Source organism: Microbacterium resistens, assembly GCF_021172025.1.
Classification (GTDB): Bacteria; Actinomycetota; Actinomycetes; order Actinomycetales; family Microbacteriaceae; genus Microbacterium; species Microbacterium resistens.
Window position 1 is genome coordinate 3,096,211 of sequence record NZ_CP082781.1, and the last position, 16,154, is coordinate 3,112,364.

Consider the following 16,154-nt stretch of genomic DNA (forward strand, 5'->3'; position numbering starts at 1 on the left):
GGCGCCGCAACCCACAGAAACTGACCACTCGATGGGAGGGGGTCAGCCGAAGGACTCGGCCACGAGCGAGGCGAACAGCTCCTCGGCGTCGCAGTCGACGCGGCGCCGGGAGAACCAGTCGCACACGTTCACGCAGTCGCGATGCATCAGGTCGAGGCCCTGCGGGTTCGCGACCGTGTCCACGATCTGCGGCAGGTCGATCACGACCACACGGCCCTCGTGCACGAGGAGGTTGTACGGCGAGAGGTCCCCGTGTGCGAGTCCGGCGCGGGCGAACACCCGCATGAGCTCCACGACCTGCGCGAACAGGTCCGCCAGCGCGGCCGGATCGTGCCGGACCTGCGCGAGCCGCGGCGCCGCCTGGCCGTCCGTGCCGATGAACTCCATCAGCACCTCCGTGCCGCTCACCTGCACCGGATACGGGACGGGAGCGCCGAGCTCGTACATGCGGCAGAGCGCGGCGAACTCCGCGAAGGACCACTGCGCGGCGGCCACGGAGCGCCCGTGCACGGACTTCCTCGCCATCGCGCGGGCGTCGCGCGTGTTCTGCACGCGGCGTCCCTCGGTGTACACGGCCGAGCGGTGGAAGTTCCGGTGCTCCGGATCCCGGTAGCGCTTGGCCGCGAGGAGCGTGCGCGAAGACGGATCACCGGGCACGGCCCGTTCGAGGAGGAACACGTCCGCCTCCTTGCCGGTCTTGAGGATGCCGAGCTCGGTGTCGACGGCTCCGGCGGAGGTCACGACCCAGGCCGGGCGCGGCTCGGGGCCGCGCTCGGACGGGGTGGTCGCGGGCCACGTGGACCAGCGCTGCCCTTCGCCGAGCTCGACGTCGGCGAAGGCGAGGTCGTCCAACCCTTCGAACGGAACGAAGGCGGACGGGGCGGATACGGGGGAAGAGGACGGTGCGTCCGGGGACGCGGAAGAAGAGGTCAAGTCTGGCTCCGGGTTCACGGGCCGTTCGACGCGAAGAGCGGGGCGGCCGTATCAGCTGCGGGGGTCGGCGAAGGGCGCGACAAAGACGGTGTTCATCGTTCGCTCCTTCCCTCGATCCCGGGCGCATCCCGGTGCCCGCCGAGTCTATGCCTCGGCATCCGGATCTGTCACCCCTCGTCCGGGGGCGTCGGAGGAACATCGATCGAAAGGTGGATGTCCGCCGGAGGCGTCGCGTCGCCCGGTTTCCTAGGCTGGAGGGGCTGCGCGAGGACCCCGTCCGGTGCCGCCGCGCGTCCCGACCCGAGGAGCCCCGTGTTCACCACCCCCGCCCGCCTGTTCCGTGCGCTGGCGATCGCCGAGGCGATCACCTGGACCCTGCTGATCGCCGGCCTCATCACCAGGGCCGTCGGAGGCCCCGCCGTCGCGGTCACCGTCGGCGGGGGGATCCACGGCTTCGTCTTCCTCGCGTACGGCGCCATGGCCGTCCTCCTCGCGTTCCACCAGCGCTGGAAGCCCGGCGTCGCGGTCCTCACGATCGCGAGCGCGATCGTCCCCTACGCCACGATCCCCGTGGAGATCTGGCTGCACCGCTCCGGCCGCCTGGCCGGCGCGTGGCGCCTGGAGGAGACGGACGACCCGCGTGACCGGACCTGGTACGACCGGACGATGCGCTGGTTCCTGCGCCGCCCGTGGGTCCTGGTCGTGCTCATCCTCGCCGCGGTCGCCGCCATCTTCACCGTGCTCCTGATCCTGGGCCCTCCCGGCGGGAAGTGACCCGTCGCGGCGGTTCCCGCCGCCTGTGTAGTAGTTCTACTACTTCGTCGCTACCCTGGTTTCATGGGGCGGGTGACGAAGACCGAGCTGAATCAGCAGACCGCGAAGGTGCTGGCCCGCGTCGCGGCGGGAGAGCACATCACCGTCGTGGAGCGGGGCCGCGCGGTCGCGGAGATCAGCCCGCCCGCGCCGTCGCACTGGGAGCGCCTGGTCGCGGGCGGCAAGGTCCGGGCCGCGACTCGCTCCGGCGCACTGCCCTTCGAGGCGGAGGAGCGTGACGACAGCGTCGCGGAGATCGTCGACGAGATCCGCGGCGAGCGGTCGTGATCTACGTCGACACCTCGGCGGTCCTGAAGGCGGTGATCGCGGAGGAAGGCTCCGACCGGGTGCGCGCGCTCTTCGCCGAGGGTGTGGCTCTCGTCTCCTCGCGACTGCTGGAGGTCGAGCTCCACGCGGCGTCGCAGCGGAGCGGCGTTCCCCACGAACGCGTCGAGGCGCTGGTGGACAGGATCGCGTTGATCGCGCTGGACGACGAGGTCGTCGAGCGCGCGGTGTCGTGGGCGTCGGGACTGCGCAGCCTCGACGCGCTGCACCTCGCGACCGCGCTTCTGGTCGCGGAGGACCTCGAGGGATTCCTCACGTTCGACGACGAGCTCGGCCGCGCGGCTGCGGCCCGTGGACTGCGGCGCGCATAGACGCGAGCGGACCGCCCTGATCCAGAAGTTGAGCGATGGCGTATCAACTTTGTTGACAATGACGGGACGGGGTGCGTATCCTTGAGTCATCGCGACTCAGGTTTCTGTGAGGGATCGGGTCGCCACGGACTTCCCGAACACGATCAACCTCACGAAGGAGAAAACACATGGCACGTGCTGTCGGTATCGACCTCGGTACGACGAACTCGGTCGTCAGCGTCCTCGAGGGCGGCGAGCCCAAGGTCATCGCCAACGCTGAGGGCTTCCGCACCACCCCGTCGGTGGTCGCATTCACCAAGGACGGGGAGGTGCTCGTCGGCGAGACCGCCAAGCGCCAGGCCGTCACCAACGTCGACCGCACCCAGGCGAGCGTCAAGCGCCACATGGGCACCGACTGGACCGTCGAGATCGACGGCAAGAAGTGGACCCCGCAGGAGATCTCCGCGCGCATCCTGCAGAAGCTCAAGCGCGACGCCGAGTCCTACCTGGGCGACACCGTGACCGACGCGGTCATCACCGTCCCGGCCTACTTCAACGACGCCGAGCGTCAGGCGACCAAGGAGGCCGGTGAGATCGCGGGCCTCAACGTCCTCCGCATCATCAACGAGCCCACCGCGGCGGCCCTCGCCTACGGCCTCGACAAGGGCAAGGAGGACGAGCTCATCCTCGTCTTCGACCTCGGCGGCGGAACGTTCGACGTCTCCCTGCTCGAGGTGGGCAAGGACGACGACTTCTCCACGATCCAGGTGCGCGCCACCTCCGGCGACAACCGCCTCGGCGGCGACGACTGGGACCAGCGTCTCGTCGACTACCTCATCAAGCAGTTCAAGGACTCGACCGGCGTCGACGTCTCCGGCGACAAGATCGCCCTGCAGCGCCTCAAGGAGGCCGCGGAGCAGGCGAAGAAGGAGCTCAGCTCCTCGACGTCCACGAGCGTCAACCTGCCGTACCTCTCGCTGACCGAGAACGGCCCGGTGTCCCTGTCCGAGACGATCACCCGCGCGAAGTTCGAGGACCTCACCAAGGACCTCCTCGACCGCACCAAGAAGCCCTTCGAGGACGTCATCCGCGAGGCCGGCATCAAGGTCGGCGACATCGCGCACGTCGTGCTCGTCGGCGGATCGACGCGCATGCCTGCCGTCGCCGAGCTCGTCAAGCGCGAGACCGGCAAGGAGGCCAACAAGGGCGTGAACCCGGACGAGGTCGTCGCCGTCGGCGCGGCCCTCCAGGCCGGCGTCCTGAAGGGCGAGCGCAAGGACGTCCTGCTGATCGACGTGACCCCCCTGAGCCTCGGCATCGAGACCAAGGGCGGCATGATGACCAAGCTCATCGAGCGCAACACGGCCATCCCGACCAAGCGCAGCGAGACCTTCACCACGGCCGACGACAACCAGCCGTCCGTGGCGATCCAGGTCTTCCAGGGCGAGCGCGAGTTCACCCGCGACAACAAGCCGCTGGGCACCTTCGAGCTCACCGGCATCGCCCCGGCCCCGCGCGGCATCCCGCAGATCGAGGTCACGTTCGACATCGACGCCAACGGCATCGTGCACGTGTCCGCCAAGGACAAGGGCACCGGCACCGAGAAGTCGATCGTCATCTCCGGCGGCTCGTCGCTGTCGAAGGAGGACATCGAGCGCATGGTCCGCGAGGCCGAGGAGCACGCGGCCGAGGACAAGAAGCGTCGCGAGTCGGCCGAGGTCCGCAACCAGGCCGAGACCCTCGCGTACTCGATCGAGAAGCTGATCTCGGAGAACGAGGACAAGCTGCCCGAGGACGTCAAGACCGAGGTCAAGGCGGACGTGGACGCCCTCAAGACGGCCCTGGCCGGCGAGGACGACGACGCCGTGAAGACCGCGTTCGACAAGCTCTCGCAGTCGCAGTCCAAGCTCGGCGAGGCCATCTACGCCCAGGGCCAGGCCGCCGGTGCCGAGGGCGCCCCGGCCGAGGACTCCGCATCGGCCGAGTCCGGTGCGGACGAGGACGTCGTGGACGCCGAGGTCGTCGAGGACGAGGACGAGAAGAAGTAATGACGGATCCCAAGGACTTCGAGCAGCCCGACGAGGGCAACGGGGTCGCCGGCGAGGGGTCGGACGCGCACGCGTCCGGCCCCCAGCCGGATCCGGCCACCGAGAACGAGAGCGCCGACGAGCTGACCGTCGACGACATCCTGAACACCGAGCAGAGCGCCGACGCGGCCGCCGAGGACCAGGCCCTCGAGGACGCGGAGCACGCCCTGCTGGTCGACCTCAAGCGTCTGCAGGCGGAGTACGCCAACTACCGGCGTCGGACCGAGGAGCAGCGCGCCGTGGACGTCGAGCGTGCCAAGGGCGAGGCCGCCAAGGGCCTCATCCCGGTGCTCGACGACCTGGATCGCGCCGCCCAGCACGGCGACCTCGCGGAGGGCACCCCCTTCGCGGTGATCGCCGAGAAGGTGCGCGCCGTGGTCGACCGCCTGGGCGTGGTCGCCTACGGCGAGAAGGGCGAGGACTTCGACCCGCAGCAGCACGAGGCGATCTTCCAGCAGCCCACCCCGGGTGCGGAGAAGGCCACCGTGCTCGAGGTCGTCGAGGTCGGATACCGGCTCGGCTCCGTGGAGCTGCGCCCCGCGAAGGTCGTCGTCGCTGTTCCGGCCGAGTAGGCGGTGATCGATGGCTAGCCAGGACTGGTTCGACAAGGACTTCTACAAGGTGCTCGGGGTGTCCAAGGACGTCTCCGACGCCGACCTGAAGAAGACCTACCGCAAGCTCGCCCGCAAGTACCACCCGGACTCCAACCCCGGCGATTCCGCCGCGGAGGCGAAGTTCAAGGAGATCAGCGAGGCGTACGCCGTGCTGAGCGACAAGGAACAGCGCGAGGAGTACGACCAGATCCGCGCGATGGGATCCGGTGCGCGCTTCACGGCGAGCGGATCGGGCGCGGGCGGGTTCGAGGACGTCTTCAGCGGGTTCGGCCAGGGCCGGCAGAGCGCGGCGGACTTCGAGGACCTCTTCGCGATGTTCAACCAGGGCGGGAGCTCGTTCGGCTCCGGCCGGTTCGGGCAGTCCACCGGCGGCTATCGCGGTTTCGGCGGCCCGCACAAGGGCGCGGACGTCACGGCGCGCACCACGCTGGACTTCACCACCGCGGTCAAGGGCGAGACGATCACGCTCCAGGGCGAGGACGGCAAGCCGTTCAAGGTCAAGATCCCCGCCGGCGTCGCGGACGGCCAGAAGATCCGACTGCGCGGCCGTGGTCGTCCCTCGCCCGACGGCGGCGAGAACGGTGACATCGTCGTGCAGGTGACGGTGCGCCCGCATCCGGTGTTCACCCGGGACGGACTGAACCTGCGCCTCACGGTGCCGGTCACGTTCACGGAGGCCGTGCTGGGGGCGACCATCGAGGTGCCGACCCTCGGCGGGGATCCGGTGAAGCTCCGGGTCGCTCCGGGGACTCCGTCCGGCCGCGTCCTCCGCGTCAAGGGGCGCGGGGTGACGACGAGGAAGGGCACCGGCGACCTGCTCGCCCAGCTGGAGGTCGCCGTGCCGACCCACTTGGACGACGCGGCGAAGGAGGCGCTGGAGCGCTTCCACGAGCTGGAGCCCAAGGAGAACCCGCGGGCCGATCTCATGTCGAAGGCGCGGACGTGATGACCGCCCTCCGGTCGTCGGGTGGGCGCGGCGAATGCCTCCGGTCGTTGAGCGAGCGGAGCGAGACGAAACGCGGTGACCGCCGTCGGCGCGTATCGTCGGTTCGACTCGCTGCGCTCGCTCAGTGCGCCGCACGGCGCGTCGTTCCTCGCTCGACGACCGGGGCACCGGGCGCGGCCGCCCGCTGGGCGAGCACCCCGAGGGGCGGGTGAGGGCGATGGGTGAGGGCCGCATGGATGCGGACACTCCGGTGTTCGCCATCGCGGTGGCGGCGGAGCTCGCCGGGATGCACCCGCAGACGCTGCGTCAGTACGACCGGATCGGGCTGGTGGTCCCGGGACGCACGCGCGGCGGATCCCGCCGCTACTCGACGCGCAACATCGAGCAGCTCCGCGAGGTCGCGCAGCTCTCCAGCGAGGGCATGAGCCTGCCCGCCATCGCGCGCCTGCTGGATCTGGAGGAGGAGAACCGGCGCCTGCGTCGCCGTGTGTCCGAGCTCGAGGGCGCCCTCCGTGCCGAGCGGGAGAACCGTCCCGGCATGCGCGTGTTCGCCGCCGGGGCGACGGGCTCGGTCGTCACTCTTCCCTCCGGGCGGCGCATCCGCCGCTCCACCGAGGTCGTGCTGTGGCGTCCCCGCCTCGAGCCCGAGGGCGACCCGGACGACACCGAGCGCTGATCCGGCACGAGCGCTGATCCGGCACGGGCGCTGATCCGGTACGAGCGCTGATCCGGTACGAGCGCTGATCCGTCGATCCTGCGAGCGCTGATCCTTGGCGTGCGCTCAGACGAGGTGCGGGCGGCAGGCGTCGAGGAACGCGCGCGGGTCGTCGGCCCAGAGCCGCACGAGAGTGACCTCCTGCGGCGCGCGGCCGGGCAGGGCGATCCCGACGGGCCGTTCCAGCTCGATCTCGATGTTGGTCTCGTCCTGGATCCGCTCCGCGTAGACGAGCCCCGCGCTGTCGCCCTCGCGAGCGGAGATGCGCGGCGGCTTCTTGCCGGCGGCGTCCGGCTGCACGACGCGGCGGGCGATCGCGACCGAGGCGATCTCGCCCCAGGGCACCGGCACGTCGATCTCCAGGCCGTTGCGGACGCGGACGCCGGAGGGGCCGACCGCGTGCGGCCGCACGAGCATGGCGCAGAGCAGCCCGATCATCCAGGTCAGGCCCCAGATCCCGAGGATCAGCAGGGGAATGCGCACCGCGGGCCACGGGTGCACGATGAGGTCGATGACCGGGATCTCCACCGCGGACAGGATGATGAAGATCGTCAGGACGGTCATCAGCGGCCGGTGGTATCCGATGCCGACGCCGCCCCGCTCGACGTCCGGGCGGCGCGCGACCGCCCGCGCGATGCTCGTGTAGACCCGGCCCTCCATGCGCAGGATCCGTGCCACGCCGTGCCCACGGCGATCGCGACGGTCTCGGCGTCTGCGGCGGTCTTGTCGGTCTCGGATCGCCGACGCCCCGCGCTCCCCGGTCATGGCGCTCCCCGGCCCTCCGCCTCGGCGACCAGGGCAGCCAGACGATCGGCGATCGCGGCGATGCCGCGCTCCACAGCGGCGCGATCGCCGGGATCGACCGCGTCCAGCAGCCGGGCGTCGAGGTCCTCGTGGTCCCGGCGCATCTGCGCCATCGTCTCCTCGGCCGTCGGCGTGAGCGTGACGAGCACCGCGCGGCGATCGTCCGGGTGCGGCGCGCGGCGCACATGACCCGAGGCCTCCAGGGCGTCGACGAGCGCGGTGATGTTGCGGGGCGTCACACCGCACTCGCGGGCGAGGGCCTGCTGCGTCGAGGGTCCTCGGTGCGCGAGGGCCCACAGCACGTGGACCCGCGCGGGGGTGAGGCCCGTGCCGGCGAACGCGCGGCTCATGTCGCGGGCGAACAGGTCGCCGATCTGGAGCAGGCGGTCGAGCGTCGTCATACCGTGAAGGTACTACATCATTACCACTATTCACAATAAGGGTCGGCAGGACCGTCGAGCGGCTCGACACCGAAGCGGAAGGCCGCGCCCTGGCGGAACGGCTCGACCAGCTCGACGTTCTCGAAGGCCGGTCCGCCGGGGATCTCGGACGAGCTGGCCCAGTAGGCCCAGCGTGCGTTGACCACCGCCTCCAGCTCCGGGTGCGGGTCGTCCGCCCGCCAGATCTGCCGGTGCCGCTTCCCCTGGAACCTCCAGTGCTCGGCGGTGCCGTCGGCGTGGACCGCGGACCACGGATCCTCCTCATCATTGGTCGCGACGAGGACGGCGGCCCGGCCGTCGCGGGCGAGCCGGTGCAGACCGAATCGGGCGTGCGGCGCGAATCCCGTCCCGTCGAACCCGGGCCAGAGCTCGGCGGGGGAGACCACGCGATCGGCGAGCTCCAGGCGACGCAGCCGGGCCCAATTGCCCATCGTGGCGGTGAGCACCAGGTGTGCGAGCGGCACGGACCCGGGCGCGGCGAACCCGGCGACCTCGACCTCGTGCGGCCGATCCGCACGGAACCGCACCCGCACGCGGACCTCTGCGCCGTTGTCGAACGGCTCGACGAGGACCCAGACGGTGAGGCGCTCGACGCCGTCGTCCTCGTCCACGGTGCCCCGCGCCGGCGGAACGGCGGAGCGCGGGGTGCGGTCGGCGGGATCCTCCGCCGTCCAGAGGCGCTTGCCCCGGCGACCGGGGTCGAGCCGGCTCGGCTCGAGCTCTGAGTAGCCGCGCTCCGTCCGCCCTCGGGGGATCGGCTCGATGGCGATGAAGTTCACGAGCCGATCGCGTGCGTGCCCCAGGTACGGCGTGAAGATGCGCAGGAGACCGCGCGGGCCGGGAATCGGGGGGATCCCCACCTGCATGCCGTCGGCGTGCCCCCACCGCGGCTCGGCTCGAATGTCGGCCGCGGGGCGGATCCAGCGCCCGTCGAGCTCGGCGGGGCGGAGGGGCGCGGTGTCGGAGTCGTCGGCCATGATGGGGTCCTTGTCGAGGCGGCGGAGCGTGAAATCGATTCCGGATGGCACCACGGTAGGGGACGGGGAGGGGGTGGGGGAAGAGGGGTTCCGCAGAGTTCGATCCGCGACGCGGGTCTGCCGTAGCGGATGCATGATCGTCGATCGTGGTGAACGATGCCGTGTCTCTTGATTGTGAAATCGATTTCGTCTAGCCTGACCTCATTCGGTCGAGGAAGACCCGTTCGGACGGTCGATGCCGTCGGCTCGATCCGAACACGAAAGCACCGATTCGACGACGAGTCGCGTTCCCGAGGAGGAACTCATGAGGACGAACACACCGCGTGTCCGCAGGGCGGCGCTCGCCGCGCTCGGCGCCGCCACCGCCGTGGGGCTGCTCGCCGGGTGCGGCTCCAGCACCCCCGGCGAGTCCGCCGGCGGCGGGGGAGAGGGGGACGGCATCACCGTCCAGTTCTGGCATCGCACATTCACCCCGGTGGAGAACGAGTGGTACAAGGACATCGTCACGCAGTTCAACGAGTCCCAGGATGAGATCACGGTCGTCGACACCGAGGTGCCGGCCGACGCGTGGGACCAGAAGATGAAGGCGGCGCAGGCCGCCGGCAAGGCGCCCGACGTCTACACGCACTCCGGGTCGATCCAGGACGCGGTCAATGCGGGGCAGCTCTACGATCTCGGGAAGGTCGTCGACCAGGCGAAACTGGATGAGATCATCGACGCCGCGCAGCCCGTCTCCGCGATCGACGGCACCTACTACGCCTACCCGCTGCTGCTCGAGCCGCAGACCGTCCTGTTCTGGAACAAGGACCTGCTCTCGGCGGCCGGGGTGGACGCCGAGACCGCGCCGGCGACCTGGGACGACCTGCTGGCCGCATGCGCGAAGATCCAGCCGACGCTGCAGAGCGGGCAGTACTGCATCTCGCCCGCGGGCGATGCCGGCACCTTCGCCTGGTCGACGGTGGGGCAGCAGTACAACTTCAGCGGCCACACCGCCCTCACGGCGGACTGGACCGCTCCGGACATCGACGACGACGGCTACCGCGACCTCATGGCGAAGTACAAGGAGCTGTGGGACAAGGGGTACATGCCCAAGCAGCCTCTCGCCGCGTATGTCGAGGGCAAGGACTTCGGCGAGGAGAAGGTGGCGTTCAAGGTCTCCGGCTCGTGGATGATGTCCGAGATCGGCTCCGACTACCCCGACCTCCTCGACAAGACCGGCGTGGGCGCGTTCCCGGACGCGACGGGGTCCACCGGCCGCAGCGCCACCACCCTCGGCAACTTCAAGTGGGTCATCGACGCGAAGACGAAGAACGCCGAGGCGGCGGGCGCGTTCCTGCAGTGGGCGCTCGCCGACGACCCGCAGCGGCTCGTGCCCTTCTTCGTGGACACGCAGTTCACCAAGGTGCCGGTGCGGCAGTCCGTGCAGGACGCCGTCGCCGCCGACGAGGCGGCCGCGCAGGCGCCGTGGTCGGAGGTCGTGGTCAAGGACATCGCCCCGACGGCCATCTCGGAGCCGACGTACCCCTGGGATGTGTCGCTCGCGGTCGGCACGGCGATGGAGTCCGCGATGAAGGGCGCCTCCTCGCCCGATGACGCGATCAAGACCGCCGAGGCGGCGATCCAGAAGGTGATCGACCGGGACGGCCTGCCGGACAAGGCGCCGAAGAACTGACGGGATCATGGTCCGGGGGCGGCGGATCGTCGTCTCCGGACCATGCCGCAACGACGACGCGAGGACGGGACGACGGACGCGATGGACGTGATCGATCAGAGCCGCCGGGGACGGCGCCGGCCCGGGGGGCGGGGCGACAGCCGTAGACAGAGCCGCTACCGGTACCGGGACACGAAGCTCGCCTACCTGATGCTCGCCCCGGTGGTGGTCCTCCTGGGACTGTTCGTGGCGTGGCCCGCCGTGTACGCGGGGTTTCTCTCCTTCCAGGACTGGAGCTTCTACAAGGACCCGGAGTTCGTCGGCTGGCGCAACTACGTCAACGTCCTCACCGACCCGCTCTTCCTCGCCACCATCGGGCGCGGCTTCGCGTTCGTCCTGATGACCGTCCCCGTGATGCTCGTGCTCGCCTTCCTGTTCGCGAGCCTCGTGGTCAGCGTCTCCAAACGGTTCGCCACCGTGCTGAAGGTGAGCATCTACATCCCGACGATCATCTCTGCCGTGATCACGTCGATCATCTTCGTGCTGATCTACAACTACTCGGGCGGCCTGCTCAATGCGGGGCTGGCGCTGTTCGGCATCGATCCAGTGGCCTGGATCGGCGACCCGGCCTGGGCGCTGCTGGCGATCGCGGTGCCGGCCATCTGGCTGGGGATGGGCCTGACGTCCCTCATCATGGTCGCCGCGATGATCGACATCCCCGGCGAGTACTACGAGGCGGCGGCGATGGAGGGCGCGGGCTGGTGGCAGAAGACCGCGTACATCACCCTGCCGCAGATGAAGAACGTCTTCCTCTACCTGCTCATCACGGGATTCGTGGCCGCGATCCAGCAGTTCGAGCTGCCGCTCGTGATGACCCAGGGCGGCCCGCTGGACTCGACCACCCTGCCGAACCTGTTCATCTTCAACCACTTCCGCAACGACATCAACGTCGGCTACTCGATCGCCGCGGCCCTGCTGCTGTTCGTGGTCCTCGGGTCCGTGTCCGCGCTGGTGTTCAAGTTCGTCAACTCCGAGAGGCTGGTCGACTGATGACGCCCACGCAGATCAGCCCCGGGCAGTCCGGTGCGCTGCAGGAGACCACGCGGATCGTCCTCGCGGGCAAGGAGCCGCCGCGCCGCCGCCTGCCTCGGACCGCGGGCGGGTGGGTCACCCTCGTGGCCAAGGCGCTGGCCGGAGCGGTGTTCGTCCTCGCCGCGCTGTTCCCCCTCGCCTGGATGGTGATCGCCGGATTCAAGTCGAAGACCGAGGTCATCCAGACGCCCTTCCAGTTCTTCCCGGAGGTCTGGCACTGGGAGAACTACGCGCAGATCATCTCGGATCCGACCTTTCTCCGCACGCTCGGCTGGACCTTCCTCGGGGCCGTGCTGTTCACGGTGCTGAGCCTGACCGTCAACTCCTTCGCGGCCTACGCCTTCGCCCGGCTGGAGTTCCGGTTCCAGCGGACCCTGTGGGTGGCCGTGATCACGACCATGTTCATCCCGGGGATGACGATCCTCCTGACGAGCTTCATCGTCGTCACTCGCCTGTCCATGCTGGACACGCTCGCCGTTCTCGTGATTCCCGGCGCCGCGAGCGCGGCCAGCGTCTTCTTCATCCGCCAGTTCTACCTGAACATCCCCGCGAGCCTCGAGGAGGCGGCGATGCTCGACGGGTGCGGCAGGTTCGCGATCTTCTGGCGCATCTTCCTCCCCCTGTCGAAGCCGCCGTTCGTGGTGATGGGGATCACCGCGTTCCTGGCGTACTGGAACTCGTACGTCTGGCCGATCATGACGGTGACCTCCCCGGAGCGCTTCGTGCTGCAGCAGTACCTCGCGACGTTCCGCTCCGAGCGGAGCACCGAGCTCGGCCTGCTGATGGCCGGGTCGGTCCTGGCCGCGGCGCCTGTGGTGATCCTGTTCCTGGTCTTCCAGCGGCAGATCATCGGCAACATCAAGATGGCCGGCCTGAAGTAGCCCGCGCGCGGGCGGGGGCTCCCAGTCAGGAGACAGGTCCGGTTTCTACCGTGGATGACCGGGGCGGCTGCCCCGAGCCGCGCCCGGCGCGGTGTCCTGCCACGAAGGAGCACCTCCCTCATGACGAACACCAGCAAGCCCGCAGCCTCGATCGGTCTGCTCATCCTCCGCGTCGTGGTCGGCGCGATCTTCGCCGTCCACGGCGCGCAGAAGGTCTTCGAGTTCACGCTCCCGGGCACCGCCCAGGCGTTCGCCGGGATGGGCGCACCACTGCCGGAGTTCACCGGCCCCGCCATTGCACTGATCGAGCTCGTCGGCGGGATCCTGCTCATCCTCGGGGTGCTCACCCGCCCGGCCGCCGTCCTCCTCGCGGCGGACATGGTCGGCGCGATCTTCCTCGTCCACCTTCCCGCCGGTTTCTGGGTGAGCGAGGGCGGCTACGAGTTCGTCGCCGTGCTGGGGGCGGCCGCGCTCGCCCTGGCGTTCACCGGCGCCGGTCGCATCTCCCTGGATCGCGTCGTCATGCGCGGTCCCGCCCGCGCCCTGGCCTGACTCTCCCCCTCCTGTCCTCGCGCGTTCGTCCGACCGCGCCGGGTCAGGCAGACGCGCGGGATCAGGCGGTGATTGCGGTTGTTCGCCTGTTCTCACGCGTTGGCCTGATCTCGCGTTGGCGCCCTTGTATCGCGCGACGACGTGCCGCCGCGCCGGATCAGGTAGACGCGCGGGATCAGGCAGTGAGAGCGGGAGTTGGCCTGTTCTCGCGCGTCTGCCTGTTCTCGGGTGACGGCGGCGCGCGGCGGAGCGGGACCGGGCTCCGGGCTCAGCCGGGAACGCGGGTCAGAGCGACGTCGTCGAGCTGGAGCCAGATGTCGCCGCTGTTCGTCCACACACCGCCGAACAGCTGCACGCGGTCGAGGTCGCCGCTGTCGAACTCCACGGTGAGACGCGTCCACGCTCCGACCGAGACGAAACGCGCCTCGGCGATCACCGTCCGCTCGTCCGGCGTCCGAGCGCCGAAGTAGCCGTTGTCGCTGTTCACCGAGGTGCGGACGAACCCGGTGAGCCGGTACCTCGTCCCCGGCGCGACGGCCACGTCCTGCCAGATGTCACGCCATCCGTCGTTGAACCGGACGAAAGCGTTGCGGTCGCCCGTGAACCCGCCGGCCGGCGCCGTGTCGATGCCGCAGTTGGGGGCGCAGGCCCACGGGCCGTCCGCGGTGATCGTGCCGGAGCGCTCGAAGCTGGGGTCCGCGACGAGGTTCGGATCGACGATGTTCCCATCGCGATCGATCCGCAGGTGCATGAGATACACGTTGTACGGGTTCCACTGCGACATCGTGAAGTAGATCTCGCCGTCCGCGTTCCACGGATGGAAGTAGCCGCCGTAGAGGGCCGGATAGTCCGCCGAGCTCGCGACGGTCTGAGCGGGGGACCACGGCCCCTCCGGCGCCGTCGCCGTGCGCAGCACGATGTCCTCGCCGGACAGGGTCATCATGAGGTATCGCCCGCTGTGCTCGTCGTACTGGACCGACATCTCGCTCATCGGGGCGTCCATCACCGCGACCGCCGCCGTCTCGTCCTTGCTCCACTGCCTCCCGTCCCAGTACCGGTACGCGGCCGGATCGAGGAGCTTCGCCGCCGGGACCCGGGCGACCGACGCGGGGCCGTTGCGTCCGTTCTGCGTGCCGAAGACGTAGATCGTCCCGCCCTTCTGCACCCACGCCTGCATCTGGAACGGGTCATCGCCGTCCGGGTTGTCCCAGCGGACGTTGGAGACGGTCCAGTTCTCCCCGCCGTCATCGGAGTAGGCGATCCCGGCGTGATTCGTGTCCCACATCCCGGGCGGGCCCCAGTGGCGCACCGACATGAACCCCAGATACTGGCGACCGCCCACCGAGATCCCCGTGGTGGGGATGACGGTGATCTCGTCGCCGTCGATCTTCTTCGAGGGGATGACCTCCCGCGCGATCCCCTGCGGGCCCTGCACGGCGTGGTCGAGGAGCATGCCGTCCGACAGATCGGTGTCGCTGGAGCGCGTGAGGACGTTGCTGCGCCAGTTGCCGTTCGGCGGCGCTCCGCCCCCGGGGCCGGTCCAGGCGTTGCCGAACGTGTCTCCGAACGCGGTGAGCACGTGCCCCTCGCCGTCGTCCCACATGATGCCGAGGTCGGTGCCGGTGATGTCCCAGCGCCCGCCCGTGTTGTTGGGCGAACCGGGGCCGGTGAGCTTCTCGACCACCGTGGCGGGTGTGCTCGCGGTGGTGGCCCGCGCCGGGGCGGTCGCCGTGCCCACGCCGATGCCGGCGATGAGGAGCGAGGCCGCAGCGGCGCCGGCGGCGAGTCGGGTCGAGGGCTTCATCGCCGTCTCCTTGTCATGACGTCCCCGCGTCGTGCGGGGGATCCGGCGCCCTGCCGGATCAGCTCCGCGGGTCGCGCGGCGGGGTCGCCCCGATGTCCGGCACCGGGGCGGTTCCTAGGTGCACCTCCAGGTCGTCCGCCGACGGGCTCTTCGGGCGGCGCGCCGTGGGGCGGTCGAGGTAGAACATCGCGGTGGACGCGATGTCGTCGCGCAACGGCAGGTATCGCCAGCCGCTGCGCCAGCCGAGCGCCTGGATGTCCACCTTCGGCAGACCCGTGGAGAAGTGGATCGGGTCGAGCAGATGCCACCGGTACATCCCGAAGCGCTGCTGGGAGAGGTAGAGGCCGTCGGGACGGATGACCTGAGGCATCCCCAGATACGGCGTGGAGAAGGCGGTGTAGCCCTGACCGGGCACGTCGAAGTTCCATGCCCCGCCGAAGTAGTCCTCGGTCCCGGTTCCGCAGATGGTCGGGTAGTCGGTGTCGTCGTCGAGGTAGAACTTGATCTCGCCCTCGCCCCACCAGCCGTTGGAGTTCACGCCCCAGGCGATGTAGGTGCCGACGTACTGCCCCTGCCCCTCGATCCCCTTGAGGATCGTGTGCGGGACGAGCTCGTCCAGCGGATTCGAGCGGCGCCACTGCGCGTGGAAGTAGCCGTCGCCGGAGTAGTCGCCGCCGGTCTCGTAGGTGATCTGGTAGTAGACGCGCACGTCGAGCACCGAGGTGTTCTCGATGGTCAGCCGAGCGCCGTCGCGGAACGGCATCGGCCAGTAGGAGTTGAAGCCGCCGTGGGGGTTCGCGGCGATGGCCTGCGAGTTGACCTGCGCGAACACGCCCCAGCCGTTGCAGAAGAAGTCGCCGTACGGCACCTCGACCGCGGGCTCCTCGGCGCCGTCCCAGTAGGCGCGCAGCAGGAGCGTGCGCCAGTTGTCGGTGTGGGTCGTGATCCAGATGTGCGTGATCTTGCCGGCGCCGTGGATCGAGGCCAGCTCGAAGGTCTCGCCGGCCTTGATGTCGACGCTCGGAGAGATCTTCCACCCCGGGCCGAGGTCCCGCGCGCAGTCGGCGCCGGTCCCCTCGGTCGCTCGCCCGCCGCCGCCGGCCGCGCCGTCGAAGTTCTCCGGCGAGATCGATCGGGTCTGCACGGGGCGCAGGGCGGAGAGGGACGAGAGGTCGGAAGGGCGGGGGCTCATGCGGGCACATCCTCGTGT

General features: G+C 69.9%; 17 protein-coding genes. 11 read left to right on the forward strand and 6 right to left on the reverse strand.

The window, feature by feature from the left end; all coding sequences use genetic code 11:
- Positions 1-42: 42 nt before the first annotated feature.
- Positions 43-852, reverse strand: a complete 810-nt coding sequence (locus K8F61_RS14665) for a serine protein kinase RIO (RefSeq protein WP_231819640.1) — start codon at positions 850-852, stop codon at positions 43-45.
- A gap of 393 nt (positions 853-1,245) precedes the next feature.
- Between K8F61_RS14665 and K8F61_RS14670 the strand changes: the two genes are divergently transcribed.
- From K8F61_RS14670 to K8F61_RS14700, 7 genes are all read left to right on the forward strand, one after another.
- Positions 1,246-1,707: a DUF3817 domain-containing protein gene (locus K8F61_RS14670; RefSeq protein ID WP_231819641.1), complete on the forward strand. Its 462-nt coding sequence runs from the start codon at positions 1,246-1,248 to the stop codon at positions 1,705-1,707.
- A 63-nt stretch (positions 1,708-1,770) separates the two neighbouring features.
- On the forward strand, positions 1,771-2,034 hold the full coding sequence (locus tag K8F61_RS14675) for a type II toxin-antitoxin system Phd/YefM family antitoxin (RefSeq protein WP_231819642.1): 264 nt from the start codon (positions 1,771-1,773) through the stop codon (positions 2,032-2,034).
- Positions 2,031-2,402, forward strand: a complete 372-nt coding sequence (locus K8F61_RS14680; protein ID WP_231819643.1) for a type II toxin-antitoxin system VapC family toxin — start codon at positions 2,031-2,033, stop codon at positions 2,400-2,402. Before K8F61_RS14675 ends, K8F61_RS14680 begins: the two co-directional genes overlap by 4 nt.
- A gap of 167 nt (positions 2,403-2,569) precedes the next feature.
- Positions 2,570-4,429 carry a molecular chaperone DnaK gene (dnaK, locus tag K8F61_RS14685; RefSeq protein WP_231819644.1) on the forward strand — a complete coding sequence of 620 codons (1,860 nt, stop codon included), beginning with the start codon at positions 2,570-2,572 and terminating at the stop codon, positions 4,427-4,429.
- Positions 4,429-5,040: a nucleotide exchange factor GrpE gene (locus K8F61_RS14690; RefSeq protein WP_219086064.1), complete on the forward strand. Its 612-nt coding sequence runs from the start codon at positions 4,429-4,431 to the stop codon at positions 5,038-5,040. Before dnaK ends, K8F61_RS14690 begins: the two co-directional genes overlap by 1 nt.
- A 10-nt stretch (positions 5,041-5,050) precedes the next feature.
- Entirely contained in the window at positions 5,051-6,028 is a 978-nt protein-coding gene (locus K8F61_RS14695; RefSeq protein WP_231819645.1) for a DnaJ C-terminal domain-containing protein, read from the forward strand.
- Between the two features lie 232 nt (positions 6,029-6,260).
- Complete coding sequence (locus tag K8F61_RS14700; RefSeq protein WP_231819646.1) at positions 6,261-6,704, forward strand: heat shock protein transcriptional repressor HspR; 444 nt, start codon at positions 6,261-6,263, stop codon at positions 6,702-6,704.
- Between the two features lie 105 nt (positions 6,705-6,809).
- Here the strand turns inward: K8F61_RS14700 and K8F61_RS14705 are convergent, their stop codons facing one another.
- The 3 genes from K8F61_RS14705 to K8F61_RS14715 form a co-directional block, all read right to left on the reverse strand.
- On the reverse strand, positions 6,810-7,403 hold the full coding sequence (locus K8F61_RS14705; protein ID WP_231819647.1) for a hypothetical protein: 594 nt from the start codon (positions 7,401-7,403) through the stop codon (positions 6,810-6,812).
- A gap of 101 nt (positions 7,404-7,504) precedes the next feature.
- Positions 7,505-7,948 carry a MarR family winged helix-turn-helix transcriptional regulator gene (locus K8F61_RS14710; RefSeq protein WP_219086066.1) on the reverse strand — a complete coding sequence of 148 codons (444 nt, stop codon included), beginning with the start codon at positions 7,946-7,948 and terminating at the stop codon, positions 7,505-7,507.
- Between the two features lie 26 nt (positions 7,949-7,974).
- The gene (locus K8F61_RS14715; protein WP_231819648.1) at positions 7,975-8,964 is read right to left on the reverse strand and encodes a hypothetical protein; all 990 of its coding nucleotides are present in this window, start codon (positions 8,962-8,964) and stop codon (positions 7,975-7,977) included.
- 304 nt (positions 8,965-9,268) lie between these two features.
- Here K8F61_RS14715 and K8F61_RS14720 point away from each other — a divergent pair, with 304 nt between their 5' ends.
- From K8F61_RS14720 to K8F61_RS14735, 4 genes are all read left to right on the forward strand, one after another.
- Positions 9,269-10,636 carry an ABC transporter substrate-binding protein gene (locus K8F61_RS14720; RefSeq protein ID WP_231819649.1) on the forward strand — a complete coding sequence of 456 codons (1,368 nt, stop codon included), beginning with the start codon at positions 9,269-9,271 and terminating at the stop codon, positions 10,634-10,636.
- A 42-nt stretch (positions 10,637-10,678) separates the two neighbouring features.
- Positions 10,679-11,665, forward strand: coding sequence for a carbohydrate ABC transporter permease (locus tag K8F61_RS14725; protein ID WP_231819650.1), 987 nt, complete (start codon positions 10,679-10,681; stop codon positions 11,663-11,665).
- On the forward strand, positions 11,665-12,588 hold the full coding sequence (locus K8F61_RS14730; protein WP_219086105.1) for a carbohydrate ABC transporter permease: 924 nt from the start codon (positions 11,665-11,667) through the stop codon (positions 12,586-12,588). The genes K8F61_RS14725 and K8F61_RS14730 overlap by 1 nt, the downstream gene beginning before the upstream one ends.
- A gap of 120 nt (positions 12,589-12,708) precedes the next feature.
- The gene (locus tag K8F61_RS14735) at positions 12,709-13,140 is read left to right on the forward strand and encodes a DoxX family protein (RefSeq protein WP_219086106.1); all 432 of its coding nucleotides are present in this window, start codon (positions 12,709-12,711) and stop codon (positions 13,138-13,140) included.
- A 268-nt stretch (positions 13,141-13,408) separates the two neighbouring features.
- Here K8F61_RS14735 and K8F61_RS14740 read toward each other — a convergent pair whose 3' ends face one another.
- On the reverse strand, positions 13,409-14,944 hold the full coding sequence (locus K8F61_RS14740) for a DUF4185 domain-containing protein (protein WP_231819651.1): 1,536 nt from the start codon (positions 14,942-14,944) through the stop codon (positions 13,409-13,411).
- 58 nt (positions 14,945-15,002) lie between these two features.
- Positions 15,003-16,136, reverse strand: a complete 1,134-nt coding sequence (locus K8F61_RS14745; RefSeq protein WP_231819652.1) for a glycoside hydrolase family 172 protein — start codon at positions 16,134-16,136, stop codon at positions 15,003-15,005.
- Between the last annotated feature and the right edge of the window lie 18 nt (positions 16,137-16,154).